General features: G+C 62.2%; 13 protein-coding genes. 2 read left to right on the top strand and 11 right to left on the bottom strand.

Annotated elements, in window-relative coordinates; all coding sequences use genetic code 11:
* Positions 1-3 precede the first annotated feature (3 nt).
* The 8 genes from pabC to APH44_RS29115 form a co-directional block, all read right to left on the bottom strand.
* A complete protein-coding gene (pabC, locus tag APH44_RS12865; protein WP_054893075.1) occupies positions 4-825 on the bottom strand; it encodes an aminodeoxychorismate lyase in 822 nt (273 codons plus the stop codon).
* Positions 825-2,069 carry a beta-ketoacyl-ACP synthase II gene (gene fabF / locus APH44_RS12860; RefSeq protein ID WP_054893074.1) on the bottom strand — a complete coding sequence of 415 codons (1,245 nt, stop codon included), beginning with the start codon at positions 2,067-2,069 and terminating at the stop codon, positions 825-827. The genes pabC and fabF overlap by 1 nt, the downstream gene beginning before the upstream one ends.
* Positions 2,070-2,244: 175 nt before the next feature.
* Positions 2,245-2,481, bottom strand: coding sequence for an acyl carrier protein (gene acpP / locus APH44_RS12855; RefSeq protein ID WP_054893073.1), 237 nt, complete (start codon positions 2,479-2,481; stop codon positions 2,245-2,247).
* 204 nt (positions 2,482-2,685) lie between these two features.
* Positions 2,686-3,426 carry a 3-oxoacyl-ACP reductase FabG gene (gene fabG / locus APH44_RS12850; RefSeq protein WP_054893072.1) on the bottom strand — a complete coding sequence of 247 codons (741 nt, stop codon included), beginning with the start codon at positions 3,424-3,426 and terminating at the stop codon, positions 2,686-2,688.
* 17 nt (positions 3,427-3,443) lie between these two features.
* On the bottom strand, positions 3,444-4,382 hold the full coding sequence (gene fabD, locus APH44_RS12845; protein WP_054893071.1) for an ACP S-malonyltransferase: 939 nt from the start codon (positions 4,380-4,382) through the stop codon (positions 3,444-3,446).
* Between the two features lie 127 nt (positions 4,383-4,509).
* Complete coding sequence (plsX, locus tag APH44_RS12840; RefSeq protein ID WP_082420829.1) at positions 4,510-5,520, bottom strand: phosphate acyltransferase PlsX; 1,011 nt, start codon at positions 5,518-5,520, stop codon at positions 4,510-4,512.
* 3 nt (positions 5,521-5,523) lie between these two features.
* Positions 5,524-5,706 carry a 50S ribosomal protein L32 gene (gene rpmF / locus APH44_RS12835; protein ID WP_054893070.1) on the bottom strand — a complete coding sequence of 61 codons (183 nt, stop codon included), beginning with the start codon at positions 5,704-5,706 and terminating at the stop codon, positions 5,524-5,526.
* Between the two features lie 13 nt (positions 5,707-5,719).
* Positions 5,720-6,247, bottom strand: a complete 528-nt coding sequence (locus APH44_RS29115; RefSeq protein ID WP_081255215.1) for a YceD family protein — start codon at positions 6,245-6,247, stop codon at positions 5,720-5,722.
* Positions 6,248-6,342: 95 nt separating this feature from the next.
* On the opposite strand from APH44_RS29115, the gene APH44_RS12825 reads away from it, so the two are divergent.
* On the top strand, positions 6,343-6,921 hold the full coding sequence (locus APH44_RS12825; RefSeq protein ID WP_054893068.1) for a nucleoside triphosphate pyrophosphatase: 579 nt from the start codon (positions 6,343-6,345) through the stop codon (positions 6,919-6,921).
* A 33-nt stretch (positions 6,922-6,954) separates the two neighbouring features.
* Here APH44_RS12825 and APH44_RS12820 read toward each other — a convergent pair whose 3' ends face one another.
* Genes APH44_RS12820 through rluC form a run of 3 tightly spaced genes read right to left on the bottom strand, consistent with a single transcriptional unit; the run spans position 6,955 to position 9,596 of the window.
* Positions 6,955-7,950: a S49 family peptidase gene (locus APH44_RS12820; protein ID WP_054893067.1), complete on the bottom strand. Its 996-nt coding sequence runs from the start codon at positions 7,948-7,950 to the stop codon at positions 6,955-6,957.
* Positions 7,951-7,952: 2 nt separating this feature from the next.
* The gene (locus APH44_RS12815) at positions 7,953-8,633 is read right to left on the bottom strand and encodes an HAD family hydrolase (protein WP_054893066.1); all 681 of its coding nucleotides are present in this window, start codon (positions 8,631-8,633) and stop codon (positions 7,953-7,955) included.
* 6 nt (positions 8,634-8,639) lie between these two features.
* Positions 8,640-9,596 carry a 23S rRNA pseudouridine(955/2504/2580) synthase RluC gene (rluC, locus tag APH44_RS12810; RefSeq protein WP_054893065.1) on the bottom strand — a complete coding sequence of 319 codons (957 nt, stop codon included), beginning with the start codon at positions 9,594-9,596 and terminating at the stop codon, positions 8,640-8,642.
* Between the two features lie 742 nt (positions 9,597-10,338).
* Here rluC and rne point away from each other — a divergent pair.
* Positions 10,339-13,587 (top strand): ribonuclease E, encoded by a 3,249-nt coding sequence (gene rne, locus APH44_RS12805; RefSeq protein WP_054893064.1) that lies wholly within the window; start codon positions 10,339-10,341, stop codon positions 13,585-13,587.
* Positions 13,588-13,661: the final 74 nt, after the last annotated feature.

Here is a 13,661-nt window from a genome sequence, read left to right as displayed (position 1 = left end):
GAATCAGGTATCCAGTAACGTACGGGCAACGGCCTGCAGTTTACGGGTGAGCGGCCCGGCCGGCCAGTCGAGGTTGAGCGCAGCGACAGTACGCACGGGCCAAATTCCATACACGCTGTTGCAGACGAACACCTCGTCGGCCGCCTCCAGATCGGCTTGCACAAGGTCGCCGGTCCGGACTTCGATACCCAGCGCCGGGGCTTCTTCCAGCAGCGCAGCGCGCATGACGCCTGCCACGCCGCAGCGGCTCAGGTCGGCAGTCAGCAGCACGCCGTCGCGGACCAGGAACAGATTACTGTAGACCCCTTCGATCAGGTGCCCCTGCACGTCACGCATCAGACCCTCGGCACAGGCAGGGTCTTGCCATTCGGCGCGAGCCATTACCTGCTCCAGGCGATTGAGGTGCTTGAGCCCGGCCAGCAGCGGCTGCTGCGCAAGACGGGTCTGGCAGTCGAACAGCCCGACGCCTTGCTCCGCGTTGACCGCGGGATAAGCTGGCATTGGACCACCCAGGAGAATGCGTCGGGCCACGGCTTCGGAAGCTGGCGCATAGCCACGCAGGCTATCGCCACGCGTGACGATCAGTTTTGCTACGCCTTCACCGAGCTGGCTGGCGTAACTCAGCAATTCGTCGCGAACCAGCACAAGATCGATATCGATCGCCAGGCGCTGGCAACCCAGGGCGAGGCGCTCGAGATGTCGCTGCAGCAGGCTGGGCCTGCCGCCGCGCACGGCGAGGGTCTCGAACAGACCATCGCCGTAGGCCAGGCCGCGGTTCTGCAGGTTGACTGCAGTCGCCGGCTGGCCGTCGATCCAGCTGTGCATCAATCGGCGAACCGGCGGAATACCAGCGAACCGTTGGTGCCGCCAAAGCCGAAGGAGTTGGAGAGCACGACATCGATCGGCATGCTGCGTGCCTGGTGCGGCACGAAGTCCAGATCGCAACCTTCGTCGGGCTCGTCCAGGTTGATGGTCGGCGGCGCCATCTGGCTGTTGATCGCCAACACGCTGAAGATCGCCTCTACCGCACCGGCAGCCCCCAGCAGATGGCCGGTCATCGACTTGGTCGAGCTGACGGCCAGCTTGTAGGCGTGCTCGCCAAACACACGCTTGATGGCCGCCACTTCGGCGATATCGCCAGCAGGAGTCGAGGTGCCGTGGGCGTTGATGTAGCTGACCTCTTCAGGCTTCACACCCGCATCGCGCAGGGCGTTGACCATGCAGCGTGCAGCGCCGTCGCCGGTATCCGGTGGCGATGTCATGTGGAACGCGTCGCCGCTCATGCCGAAACCGACCAGCTCGGCATAGATGGTCGCACCACGTGCCTTGGCATGTTCGAGCTCCTCCAGCACCAGGGCGCCGGCGCCGTCGGACAACACAAAGCCATCACGCCCCTTGTCCCACGGACGGCTGGCACGAGACGGCTCGTCATTGCGAGTAGAAAGCGCCCGCGAGGCGCCGAAACCGCCCATGCCCAAGCCGCACGCCGCCATTTCCGCACCGCCGGCGATCATCACGTCGGCCTCGCCATAGGCGATATTGCGTGCAGCCATGCCGATACAGTGGGTACCGGTGGTGCACGCAGTGGAAATAGCGTAGTTGGGACCCTGCAGCCCGAGGTGGATCGACAGGAAGCCGGAGATCATGTTGATGATCGAGCCGGGGACGAAGAATGGCGAAATCCGGCGCGGCCCTTGCTCGTGCAGGGTTCGGCTGGTGTCTTCGATATTGGTCAAGCCACCGATGCCCGACCCCATGGCCACGCCGATACGCTCGCGGTTGGCGTCGGTCACTTCCAGGCCAGCATTGCGCACCGCCTGGAAACCGGCCGCCAGGCCGTACTGGATGAACAGGTCAAGCTTGCGAGCTTCCTTGGCCGACAGGTACTGCTCGACCTCAAAGCCCTTCACCGAGCCGCCAAAACGGGTGGAGTAGGCACTCAGGTCCGTGTGTTCGATCGGACCGATGCCACTGCGGCCAGCCAGAATGCCCTGCCAGGTGCTTGGTACATCAGTACCCAGTGGCGACAGCATACCCATACCGGTGACCACGACGCGTCTACGCGACACAGCACTCTCCTTTTCTAATAACAGAGTCTCTTGCGATTGCATTCAGCATGGCCGAATGAAATGGCAACAGGCTCTCGATTGCCCGGTGAATGACGCCAATGGCTCGCAAAGAAAAAACCGCACGCCGGCAAAGGCAGTGCGGTTTTTCCCGACAAGAAGCGTCGACTGGAACGTCTTAGGCCTTGTGGCTGTTGACGTAGTCGATTGCAGCTTGAACGGTAGTGATCTTCTCGGCTTCTTCGTCAGGGATTTCGGTCTCGAATTCCTCTTCCAGAGCCATCACCAGCTCAACGGTGTCAAGCGAATCGGCACCCAGGTCATCAACGAAGGAAGATTCGTTCTTGACTTCCTCTTCCTTGACGCCCAGTTGCTCGGCGACGATTTTCTTGACGCGTTCTTCGATGGTGCTCATACCTAGTTTTCACTCCTAATGGACATATGTCATGCAGCTGGCCGGTGACCAAGTTTATAGGAAGACGCCTGCTTTTCAAGCGTAACGCGCCTTCACGAGAGACACCCGGCCTGCCACCTGGAATCTGGTTGCAGCTTTATAACGGATTTTAGGCTTGCAGTATGACTGTTTTTTTAAGCAATCCGTCACATTGAGTTGCTGATGTTACATGTACATCCCGCCGTTCACCGGCACGGTAGCGCCTGTGACATAGGCTGCGCCGTCGGATGCCAGGAAGGAAACCACTTTCGCGATCTCCTCGGCCTGACCCAGGCGGCCCAGCGGAATCTGGGTCCGCAGCGCTTCACGCTGCGCTTCGGGCAGCTCGCGGGTCATGTCGGTATCGATGAAGCCCGGGGTGACCGAGTTTACAGTGATACCGCGCGAGCCGACTTCACGCGCCAGGGCACGGCTGAAACCTTCGAGGCCCGCCTTGGCAGCGGCGTAGTTGGCCTGGCCGGCGTTACCCATGGCCCCGACAACCGAACCGATGCTGATGATACGACCCCAGCGCGCCTTGGTCATGCCGCGCAGCACGCCCTTGGACAGACGGTAGAGGCTGTTGAGGTTGGTGTCGATGACATCGAACCATTCTTCATCTTTCATGCGCAGCATCAGGTTGTCGCGGGTGATGCCGGCATTGTTGACCAGGATCGCCGGAGCACCGAACTGCTCGGTGATCGCTGCCAGCACGGCACTCACGGACTCTTCGCTGGTGACATTGAGCTCAAGACCGGTACCGGTGATACCGTGCTCCTTGAGGGTCTCGGCGATACGCTGGGCACCCGAAGCGGAAGTGGCGGTACCGATTACGGTAGCGCCCTGGCGGCCCAGTTCCAGGGCGATGGCCTGGCCGATACCACGGCTGGCGCCGGTGACCAGTGCAACTTTACCTTGCAGGCTCATGCAAGTTTCTCCAGATATCAGGCCAGCGCCGCACGGGTGGCGGCGACGGCGTCAGGGGTATTGAGGTTGTAGGTGGTAACGCCATCGGCGCAACGCTTGTTCAGGCCAGCCAGGACCTTGCCCGGGCCGCACTCGACCAGATTGACCGCACCGCTGGCCGCCAGGGTCTGCACACACTCCACCCAACGTACCGGCTGGTACAGCTGCGCCAACAGGTCGCGCTTGAGTGCGTCGAGATCGGCAGCGATGGCGGCGGTGACGTTCTGCACCACCGGAATCTGCGGCGCCTTCCAATCGACGGCGTTGACCGCTTCAGCGAAACGCTCGGCAGCCGGTTTCATCAGCGCACAATGCGACGGCACGCTGACCGCCAATGGCAGCGCACGCTTGGCGCCCTTGGCCTTGCACAGCTCGATCGCACGATCGACCGCCGCCTTGTTACCGGCGATGACGACCTGGCCCGGGGAGTTGAAGTTGACCGCACTGACCACTTCATCCTCGGCAGCCTCGGCGCAGATGGCTACCACATCAGCATCATCCAGGCCGAGAATCGCAGCCATGGCACCGTGACCTGCAGGCACGGCTTCCTGCATCAGCTGGCCACGGCGCTCGACCAGGCGAACGGCGTCCTTGAGCGACAGGCTACCGGCAGCGACCAGGGCACTGTACTCACCCAGGCTGTGACCAGAGACCAGGGCGGGTTGCGCACCACCCTCTTCCAGCCACAGACGCCAAAGGGCGATCGAGGCCGTCAGGATCGCCGGCTGGGTCTTGTCGGTTTGATTGAGTTGTTCTTCCGGACCTTCCTGGACCAGCTTCCACAGGTCGTAGCCCAGAGCCTCGGAAGCCTCCTTGAAGGTCTCGACGATTACCGGCTTTTCAGCGCCGAGCTCGGCGAGCATGCCCAGCGACTGGGAGCCTTGACCAGGAAAGACGAATGCGAGGGATGCAGACATTGAACAAGCCCTTATGATCTTGTCGTCGGATAGGGTGCGCCCCACCAATGGCGAGGCGCGGAATCTGAAAACTTGGATGGAAACGCAGACCAAGCGGTCACATTTAACCACTTCATCGCCAATATGCCTAAAGCAACAGGTCTTCGAGACGACCGTGCAACCGCTGCGGCAGGTTTTCCTGGATCTCGATCAGCGCGCGCTGGATGGCACTCTGCAGGCCCTGTACGCCCGCCGAACCATGACTCTTGATGACGATCCCCTGCAAACCGAGAAAACTTGCGCCATTGTGTCGCGCCGGCGCCAGGTCAGCCTGCAGGCGCCTGAGCAACGGCATCGCCACCACCCCGGCCGCACGAGAAAACAGCCCACCCTTGAACAGCGCCTCTATACGCGCACCGATCATGCTCGCCAGCCCTTCGCTGGACTTGAGCAGAATATTGCCGACGAAGCCGTCGCACACCACCACATCGGCCTCGCCGCGATACAGGCCATCGCCTTCGACAAAACCGATGTAGTTCAGCCCACGGGCATTGTGCAACAGACTGGCGGCCAGTTTGACCTGCTGGTTGCCCTTGATATCCTCGGTACCGACATTGAGCAACGCCACGCGCGGTCGCTGGATCCCCAGCGCCTGAGCCGCCACCGACCCCATCACGGCGAACTGGTAGAGGTTCTCGGCACTGCAATCGACATTGGCCCCCAGGTCGAGCAACTGACAATAGCCAGTCTGGGTCGGAATCGCCGCCACCATGGCGGGGCGATCGATGCCCGGCAGCGTCTTGAGGACAAAGCGCGACAGCGCCATCAGCGCCCCGGTGTTCCCGGCGCTCACACAGGCCTGAGCCTTGCCGTCACGCACCAGCTCAAGGGCGACGCGCATCGACGAATCAGGCTTGCCGCGCAACGCCTGCGAAGGCCGCTCGTCCATGCCCACCACCTCGCTCGCCGCGACAATTTGCAGGCGCGCACGATCGGCAGCTGCAAGGCCACTGACAAGTTCTTCAAGGAGAGAGGGTTGACCGACGAGGGTCAGGTGCAGCGAGGGGGTAGCCGAAAGGCAGGCAATGCTAGCCTGGACAATGCTGCGGGGACCGAAGTCCCCGCCCATTGCGTCGATCGCGATGATCTGAGCGGACAAGGATTACTCGTCAGCGCCCTTGTCGATCACTTTGCGACCACGGTATACGCCTTCTGGCGAAACGTGGTGGCGCATGTGTACTTCACCGGTGCTCTTCTCTACGGACAGCGCGTTTTCCGACAGGGCGTCGTGCGAACGGCGCATGTCACGGGCAGAGCGGGATTTTTTGTTCTGCTGAACAGCCATAATTGATTAACTCCTAAACGTTTGGGTCACGCTTTAACTGCGCCAAGACACTGAACGGGTTGGACCGCGATACCTCGTCCTTGCTCGATTCGGGCTCGTCTGCGCCCGCCGGCTGCTGGCATTCTTCCGGATGATGAGCAGGCACGATGGGGAGGGCGAGCAAAAGCTCCTCCTCGATCAGCGCCTGCAGATCCAAAGGATCTTCGCCCAGTTCCAGCACGTCATAGCCTTTCGGCAACGACTGGGTATTCGCACCCTCCTTCACCACGGCATAAGTACATTCGCTGTGGATCGGCAGGGTGACCAGCTCAAGACAACGCTGGCAAACCATTTTGACTTCGACATTCAGATCGCTGTGGATAACCACAACGTGCTGCTCGTCTCGCTCAAAATCGAACTTCGCCTGCACCGTACCGACATTATCGGAAAGCGGGTCGCAGAGTCTTTCCAAATCAGCGAGTTGCAGCGAACCTTGGAGGGTTACGCCACGATCGGCTAATTTGCGCGGGTCAACGTGAGGTGGAATCGGGTCATTCAACATAGGCGCAGCATTCTAGGGATGCCCCCCGCCCCTGTCAAAGGAAATTAGGCGGCATCACGCATGTTAGAATCGGTTCAATTGCGAAGGAGTCTACCATGCTTCCCCTGCTGCTTGCTTCAAGCTCCCCCTACCGGCGCGAATTGCTCCAGCGCCTGCGCCTGCCTTTCACCTGGGCGAGCCCCGATATAGACGAAGGGCGCAATGCCGAGGAGCCGGCCACCGAACTGGTTCGCCGCCTGGCCCGACAAAAAGCCGAAGCCCTGGCGAACAGCCATTCGCAACACCTGATCATCGGCTCGGACCAGGTCGCCGTGCTGGGCGAGCAGATCCTTGGCAAGCCACACACCTTCGAACGCGCGTGCGAGCAATTGCTGGCTGCCAGCGGCCAGCAAGTCACTTTCCTGACCGGCCTCGCCCTGCTCAACAGCAGCACAGGGCAATGCCAGGTCGACTGCATACCATTCACCGTAACCCTGCGCGAACTGGACCGTGAACGGGTCGAGCGCTACGTGCACGCAGAGCAACCACTGGACTGCGCAGGCAGCTTCAAGGCGGAGGGATTGGGGGTGACACTGTTCCAGAGCACCCAAGGCTGCGATGCGACGAGCCTGATCGGGCTCCCGCTGATTCGCCTGGTGGACATGCTGCACGCAGAAGGTGTGCAGCTACCCTGAAAGACGGGGCTGCCAGGCAGCCCCACTCATGATTCAACGCAGGGATGGCCCCTGGAAGCCCATGTACATGGCCAGACGCTCGGCGACGCTGGCACCGATACGCTTGGAGAAGCGATCGAACGGCGATTCCTGCACCGTGAAGTCCACCAACTCCTTCTCGCCGACAATGTCACGCGCCACATAGCTGGCACTGCCCAGGCCATCGATCAAGCCTAGCGCCTTGGCCTGCTCGCCCGACCAGATCAAACCACTGAACAGCTCGGGATGCTCCTTGTCCTTCAGACGCTCACCTCGCCCCTGCTTCACCATGGCGATGAACTGATTGTGCGTGGTATCCAGCACACCCTGCCAGAACGCCGTCTCTTCAGGCTTTTGCGGCGAGAACGGGTCGAGGAAGGCCTTGTGCTCACCAGAGGTATAGGCACGACGCTCGACACCAAGCTTCTCCATGGCGCCGACGAAGCCGTAGCCCGCGGCAGTCACACCAATGGATCCGACCAGGCTGGCCTTGTCGGCGTAGATCTCGTCCGCCGCACTAGCGATGTAGTAGGCGCCCGAAGCACCAAGGTCAGTGATCACCGCATACAGCTTGATTGCCGGATATTCAGCACGCAGCCGACGAATCTCGTCATATACGTAACCCGCCTGCACCGGGCTGCCGCCCGGACTGTTGATGCGCATCACCACAGCCTTGGTCTTGGCGTCCTTGAACGCCTCACGCAGGCTCTTGATGATGTTGTCGGCGCTGGCAGCTTCCTGATCGGCGATCACCCCGCGCACTTCCACCAAGGCGGTATGATTGGCACTGCGCGAAGCCGTGCTCTCCATATCCATCAGCGGAGAGAACAGGAACAGGAGACCGAACAGGTAGAGAAAGGTCAGCAGCTTGAAGAAGATCCCCCAGCGCCGCGCACGACGCTGCTCCTGAACACCCGCCAGGAGCGTCTTCTCGAGCAGCTTCCAGCTCTTGCGCTCTTCCTTGTCCTGCGCTGCACCCTCGGACTCAGGGGCTTTCCACTCGTCAGCCATGCTCACCTACCTTGGAGTTGAAGCTGCGCGGGACCAGCCAGCCACTCACGCAACTGTGAAAAATGCTCGACGCACACCTGAGGCCCGAATTCGCTCAGCGCCTGCAGCGACATCGCGCCATACCCCACCGCAACCGAGTGCATGCCTGCATTACTGGCCATCTGCAGATCGAATGCCGAATCTCCGACCATCAGCGCCCTGCCAGGTTCGACCCGGCAATGGGCGAGAATTTCCTCAAGCATCAACGGATGGGGTTTACCGCGGGTTTCATCAGCGGCCCGAGTGATATCGAAATACCCTTCCCAGCCATTGGCCTTGAGCACCCGGTCGAGCCCACGACGCGCCTTGCCGGTGGCCACCGCCAGACGATAGCCCTCGCTACGGAAGGCCTCCAGCGACTCCACCACCCCTTCGAACAGCGGTGAGGGCTGCTGATCCAGCGCCGTGTAGATATCTGCATAGTGCTGGCGAAAAATCTCGAGCTGCCGGGCATCCAGATGCGGATAGAGCACCGAGATCGCCTCGCTCAAGGCCAGGCCAATGATGCCCTTGACCGCAGCGTCGGCACTGGGAGCCTCGCCGGCACGCTCGGCAGCGGCATTCATCGCTTCGACGATGCGTCCGATGGAGTCGGCAAGGGTGCCATCCCAATCGAAGATCAGCAGCTCGTAGGGTTTGCTCATGACAGGTCAGGTCGCACTCAGGCGCTCCACGGTCTTGGCCCACATCTCGTCCACCGGCGCCTCGAGCTTCAATTCGCCACCGTCCGGCAGGGGCACGGTCAACGCATAAGCGTGGAGGAACAGGCGCTTGCCGCCCAGATCACGAATTTCGCGGGTGAAGTCTTCATCGCCGTACTTGCTGTCACCGGCGATCATGTGCCCGGCATGGAGCGTGTGCACACGGATCTGGTGGGTGCGACCGGTAATCGGACGCGCCTCGACCATCGTGGCGAACTCACCGAAGCGACGCAGCACGCGGAACAGCGTCAACGCTTCCTTGCCCTCTTCGTCTACTTCGACCATGCGCTCGCCAGAGCGCAGGTTGCTTTTCTGCAAGGGCGCATTGACCTGTTTCTTCGACTTTGGCCAGTGCCCACGCACCAACGCCATGTAACGCTTGTCGACGCCATCGCCACGCAGCGCTGCGTGGAGGTGACGAAGCATGCTGCGTTTCTTGGCGATCATCAGCAGGCCCGAGGTGTCGCGGTCCAGCCGGTGCACCAATTCGAGCTCCTTGGCATCCGGACGCAACTGGCGCAGCGCCTCGATCACCCCGAAGCTCAGGCCACTGCCACCATGCACGGCAATACCGGCGGGCTTGTTCATCACGATCAGCGCCTTGTCTTCGTAGACGATCGCCGCCTCCAGCCGCTGTAGCAACCCCTGCGCCACGGGAGCCGGCTCGTCGCGCTCGGGCAATCGGACAGGCGGCAAGCGCACGATGTCACCCGCCTGCAGCTTGTATTCGGGTTTGATGCGCCCCTTGTTCACCCGCACCTCACCCTTGCGCAGGATGCGATAGACCAGGGTCTTGGGCACGCCCTTGAGGGCCGTGATGAGGAAGTTGTCGATGCGTTGGCCGGCAAGTTCCGGCGCGACTTCGATCAGCTGAACGCCGGAAGTCGGGGGATTATTGGTCGTCATTGCTGGATCATAACAATTTTTTATGGAATTGAAGCACTTAATGATTACTGCTATAGTCGCGAACGCCGCCAAAAGCGGTAGGTCAGTACCGCACGGTTTCGAACCGGCCCTGACCAACGCAATTCTCGAGGACGCGAGGCCGTCCGACGGGGTTTTCGCCAGTTTACCGAAATGCCTGGAATCGCCACCAGCGCCGAGCAGAGAAGAACGAAAAAAAACGACAAGTGCGGTGTTTCACCTCCCTCCTGTTCTTTTTCGCATGCCCCTGCCCCGCCTCGTCGCTTCCGTGCAGCGCCTGGCGAATGCTTCGGAAATACCTGCCTTGGACATGAATGGCGCCAGCCCAGAATCTGCGCTGGCGAAAAATGCAACCCGTTGCGGATTCAGCGCGCGGCAGCACCCGAATTATCAGGGATACGTGCAGGGTGGAGATGTACAGCCCGGACCGTACAGCACGGCCGGCCACCGGCCCACTGTAATGGCCCGGCGAGCGGAACCGGTGTTTGCAGATGCCCCAGAGGCGTCCACGGCCCTCGGCTGATTCCTCCTCCTGACTGAGTGCGATAGGCACCGCAGCAAACAGGACGCGTCGTCGCGACAACGGCAGGCTGGGCAACCGGCTGGTGCCGAACGTCGTTGGACACGGGGGTGGCACGCCACCCTTTGCGCACCTTGGCACCGACCATGAGAAGTCGTGTGTGCCGAACGCCGTTTCCGGCAGCCCGGAAACCGACGGTACAACATGAAAAGAATGCTGATTAACGCAACTCAACCCGAAGAGTTGCGTGTAGCCCTGGTGGATGGCCAACGCCTCTACGACCTGGATATCGAGTCCGGCGCGCGTGAGCAGAAAAAGGCCAACATCTACAAAGGCAAGATCACCCGCATCGAACCCAGCCTCGAAGCCGCCTTCGTCGACTTCGGTTCCGAACGTCACGGCTTCCTGCCGCTGAAGGAAATCTCCCGCGAGTATTTCAAGAAGTCGCCTGAAGGTCGGGTGAACATCAAGGAAGTGCTGAGCGAAGGCCAGGAAGTCATCGTCCAGGTCGAGAAAGAAGAACGTGGCAACAAGGGCGCTGCCCTGACCACCTTCATCAGCCTCGCCGGCCGCTACCTGGTCCTGATGCCGAACAACCCACGCGCAGGCGGCATTTCCCGCCGCATCGAAGGCGAAGAGCGCAACGAGCTGCGCGAAGCCCTCAACGGCCTGACCGTTCCTGGCGACATGGGCCTGATCGTGCGCACCGCCGGCCTGGGCCGCAGCAGCGAAGAGATGCAGTGGGACCTCGACTACCTGCTGCAACTCTGGACCGCCATCAAGGAAGCCTCTCAGGATCGCGTCGCGCCCTTCCTGATCTACCAGGAAAGCAACGTCATCATCCGCGCCATTCGCGACTACCTGCGCCAGGACATCGGTGAAGTACTGATCGACAGCATCGATGCCCAGGAAGAAGCCCTGACCTTCATCCGCCAGGTGATGCCGCAGTACGCCAGCAAGGTCAAGCTGTACGAAGACAGCGTCCCGCTGTTCAACCGCTTCCAGATCGAAAGCCAGATCGAGACCGCCTTCCAGCGCGTGGTCGACCTGCCGTCCGGCGGTTCGATCGTCATCGATCCGACCGAAGCCCTGGTCTCCATCGACATCAACTCGGCGCGCGCCACCAAAGGCAGCGACATCGAGGAAACCGCCCTGCAGACCAACCTGGAAGCGGCTGAGGAAATCGCCCGCCAGCTGCGCCTGCGTGACATCGGTGGCCTGATCGTCATCGACTTCATCGACATGACCCCGGCCAAGAACCAGCGCGCCGTCGAGGAACGCGTTCGCGAATGCCTCGAAGCCGACCGCGCCCGCGTCCAGGTCGGCCGCATCTCGCGCTTCGGCCTGCTGGAGATGTCTCGCCAGCGCCTGCGTCCGTCGCTAGGCGAAAGCAGCGGCATCGTCTGCCCGCGCTGCTCGGGCACCGGCATCATCCGTGACGTCGAGTCCCTGTCGCTGGCCATCCTGCGCCTGATCGAGGAAGAAGCACTGAAGGACCGTACCGCCGAGGTACGCGCACAGGTGCCGATCCCGGTAGCCGCCTTCCTGCTCAACGAGAAGCGCAACTCGATCACCAAGATCGAACTGCGCACCCGTGCACGCATCATCATCCTGCCGAACGACCACCTGGAAACCCCGCACTTCGAAGTCCAGCGCCTGCGCGACGACAATCCGGACGTGCTGAACAACCAGTCGAGCTACGAGATCGCCACCAGCGAAGCCGAGGAAGCGCCGCAACCAACCGCTACCCGCACCCTGGTTCGCCAGGAAGCTGCAGTGAAGACCGCTCCGGCTCGTACCAACGCTCCCGAGCCTAGCCCGAGCGAAGAAAAACCTGCTGCAACCGCTCCAGCGCCTGTCGCCGCGCCAGAGCCAAGCCTGTTCAAGGGCCTGGTCAAGTCGCTGGTCAGCCTGTTCGCCGGCAAGGAAGAACCCGTCGTCGCTCCCGCCGCCACCCCCGAGAAGCCAACCACCGAGCGCAGCCAGCGCAACGAGGAACGCCGCAACGGCCGTCAGCAGAGCCGCAACCGCAATGGCCGTCGCGATGAAGACCGCAAACCGCGTGAAGAGCGCAGTGAGCGCACCCCACGCGAAGAGCGCCAGCCACGTGAAGAGCGTGCGCCACGCGAAGAGCGCGCACCACGTGAAGAACGTGCACCTCGTCAACCACGCGAAGACCGTCGTGGTAATCGTGAAGAACGCGTCCGCGAATTGCGCGAGCCACTGGATACCGCCCCGGCGGCCCGTGAGGAGCGTGCTCCACGCGAAGAGCGTGCATCTCGCGAGGAACGCGTAGCCCGCGAAGAGCGCGCACCACGTGAGGAACGCGCACCACGCGAAGAACGGGCACCACGCGAAGAACGTGCCCCACGCGAAGAGCGCGCACCTCGTGAAGAGCGCCCGGCCCGTGAGGAACGCGCACCACGCGAGGAGCGTGAAGAGCGCGCACCACGCGAAGAAAGGCAACCACGCCAGCCGCGCGAAGAGCGCCAGCCACGTGCCGCCGAACAGGCTGCCGAGGCGAGCGAGGAGCAACTGCCTAACGAAGAACTGCTGCAGGATGAGCAGGAGGGTGCCGATGGCGAACGCCCTCGCCGCCGCTCCCGTGGTCAGCGTCGCCGCAGCAACCGTCGTGAGCGCCAGCGCAATGCCAATGGTGAACTGATCGACGGCGATGATGAAACCGGCGAAGAGCAGCAGCCACAGCAGCACAAGGCCACTGAGCTGGGTGCCGAACTGGCCGCAGGCCTGGCAGTCACCGCTGCCGTTGCCAGCAGCAATATCAGTGCCGACGCCGAGGTCCAGGCCAACGAGCAGGCCGAGCGCGCCACCGCCACTGTCGTGGAGGCTGACGACCGTGAAGTGGTTCAGCCCGTCGAGCCGGCCGAGGTTGTCGCCAAAGCTGAGGAAGTCGCGATCGCGCCTGTCGTCGAGCAGCCGCTCAATGCGCCTGTGACCGTGGTCGAACCAGGCATCGAGCCTGTCGTCGAAGCGCCTGCACAACCACAGGCCGAAGTGGCCACCAGCGAGCCTGCGCCTGCAGTCGAAGCGCCAGCCACCGAAGCACCGGCCGTGGAAGCGAGCGAAGCGGAGAAGGCACCGGTTGCTGAAACTGCCGTAGAGCAAGCATCCGCTGTCGAAGCCGAAGTGATCGAGCCTGTCGTGGTCGAGCCAGTGGCTGTCGAGGCAGCACCGGTCGTCGCTGAAACAGCCCCTGCCGAAGAGGCTGCCCCTGCCGTAGCTGAAACTGCTCCGGCCCAAGAGCCGGCTGTTGAGGAAGCGGCCACCATCATGCTGCCGAACGGCCGTGCGCCGAACGACCCGCGTGAAGTGCGTCGCCGCAAGCGTGAGGCTGAAGCCGCTGCCGCTGCTGCTGCCGCAGCCCAGGCTGCCGCCGAAGCTGCCCCGGCACTGGAAACCACCGAGGATGAGCACAAACCTCACCACGGTTGATTCCAGCAGCTGAATGAAAAACCCCCGCCAGTGCGAACTGGCGGGGGTTTTTCTTTATCGCTCAAAACCCAGGA

This window comes from Pseudomonas sp. NBRC 111143, from assembly GCF_001320965.1.
GTDB lineage: Bacteria > Pseudomonadota > Gammaproteobacteria > Pseudomonadales > Pseudomonadaceae > Aquipseudomonas > Aquipseudomonas machongensis.
This window is presented reverse-complemented; position numbering and strand designations above follow the sequence as displayed.

Excerpts from the sequence above, each read along its gene's own strand:
- APH44_RS12815 (WP_054893066.1), bottom strand. The coding sequence starts at position 8,633 with ATGAGCAAACCCTACGAGCTGCTGATCTTCGATTGGGATGGCACCCTT.
- APH44_RS12825 (WP_054893068.1), top strand. The coding sequence starts at position 6,343 with ATGCTTCCCCTGCTGCTTGCTTCAAGCTCCCCCTACCGGCGCGAATTG.
- pabC (WP_054893075.1), bottom strand. The coding sequence starts at position 825 with ATGCACAGCTGGATCGACGGCCAGCCGGCGACTGCAGTCAACCTGCAG.
- rluC (WP_054893065.1), bottom strand. The coding sequence starts at position 9,596 with ATGACGACCAATAATCCCCCGACTTCCGGCGTTCAGCTGATCGAAGTC.
- fabG (WP_054893072.1), bottom strand. The coding sequence starts at position 3,426 with ATGAGCCTGCAAGGTAAAGTTGCACTGGTCACCGGCGCCAGCCGTGGT.
- rne (WP_054893064.1), top strand. The coding sequence starts at position 10,339 with ATGAAAAGAATGCTGATTAACGCAACTCAACCCGAAGAGTTGCGTGTA.
- fabD (WP_054893071.1), bottom strand. The coding sequence starts at position 4,382 with ATGTCTGCATCCCTCGCATTCGTCTTTCCTGGTCAAGGCTCCCAGTCG.
- acpP (WP_054893073.1), bottom strand. The coding sequence starts at position 2,481 with ATGAGCACCATCGAAGAACGCGTCAAGAAAATCGTCGCCGAGCAACTG.
- APH44_RS29115 (WP_081255215.1), bottom strand. The coding sequence starts at position 6,247 with ATGTTGAATGACCCGATTCCACCTCACGTTGACCCGCGCAAATTAGCC.
- APH44_RS12820 (WP_054893067.1), bottom strand. The coding sequence starts at position 7,950 with ATGGCTGACGAGTGGAAAGCCCCTGAGTCCGAGGGTGCAGCGCAGGAC.
- rpmF (WP_054893070.1), bottom strand. The coding sequence starts at position 5,706 with ATGGCTGTTCAGCAGAACAAAAAATCCCGCTCTGCCCGTGACATGCGC.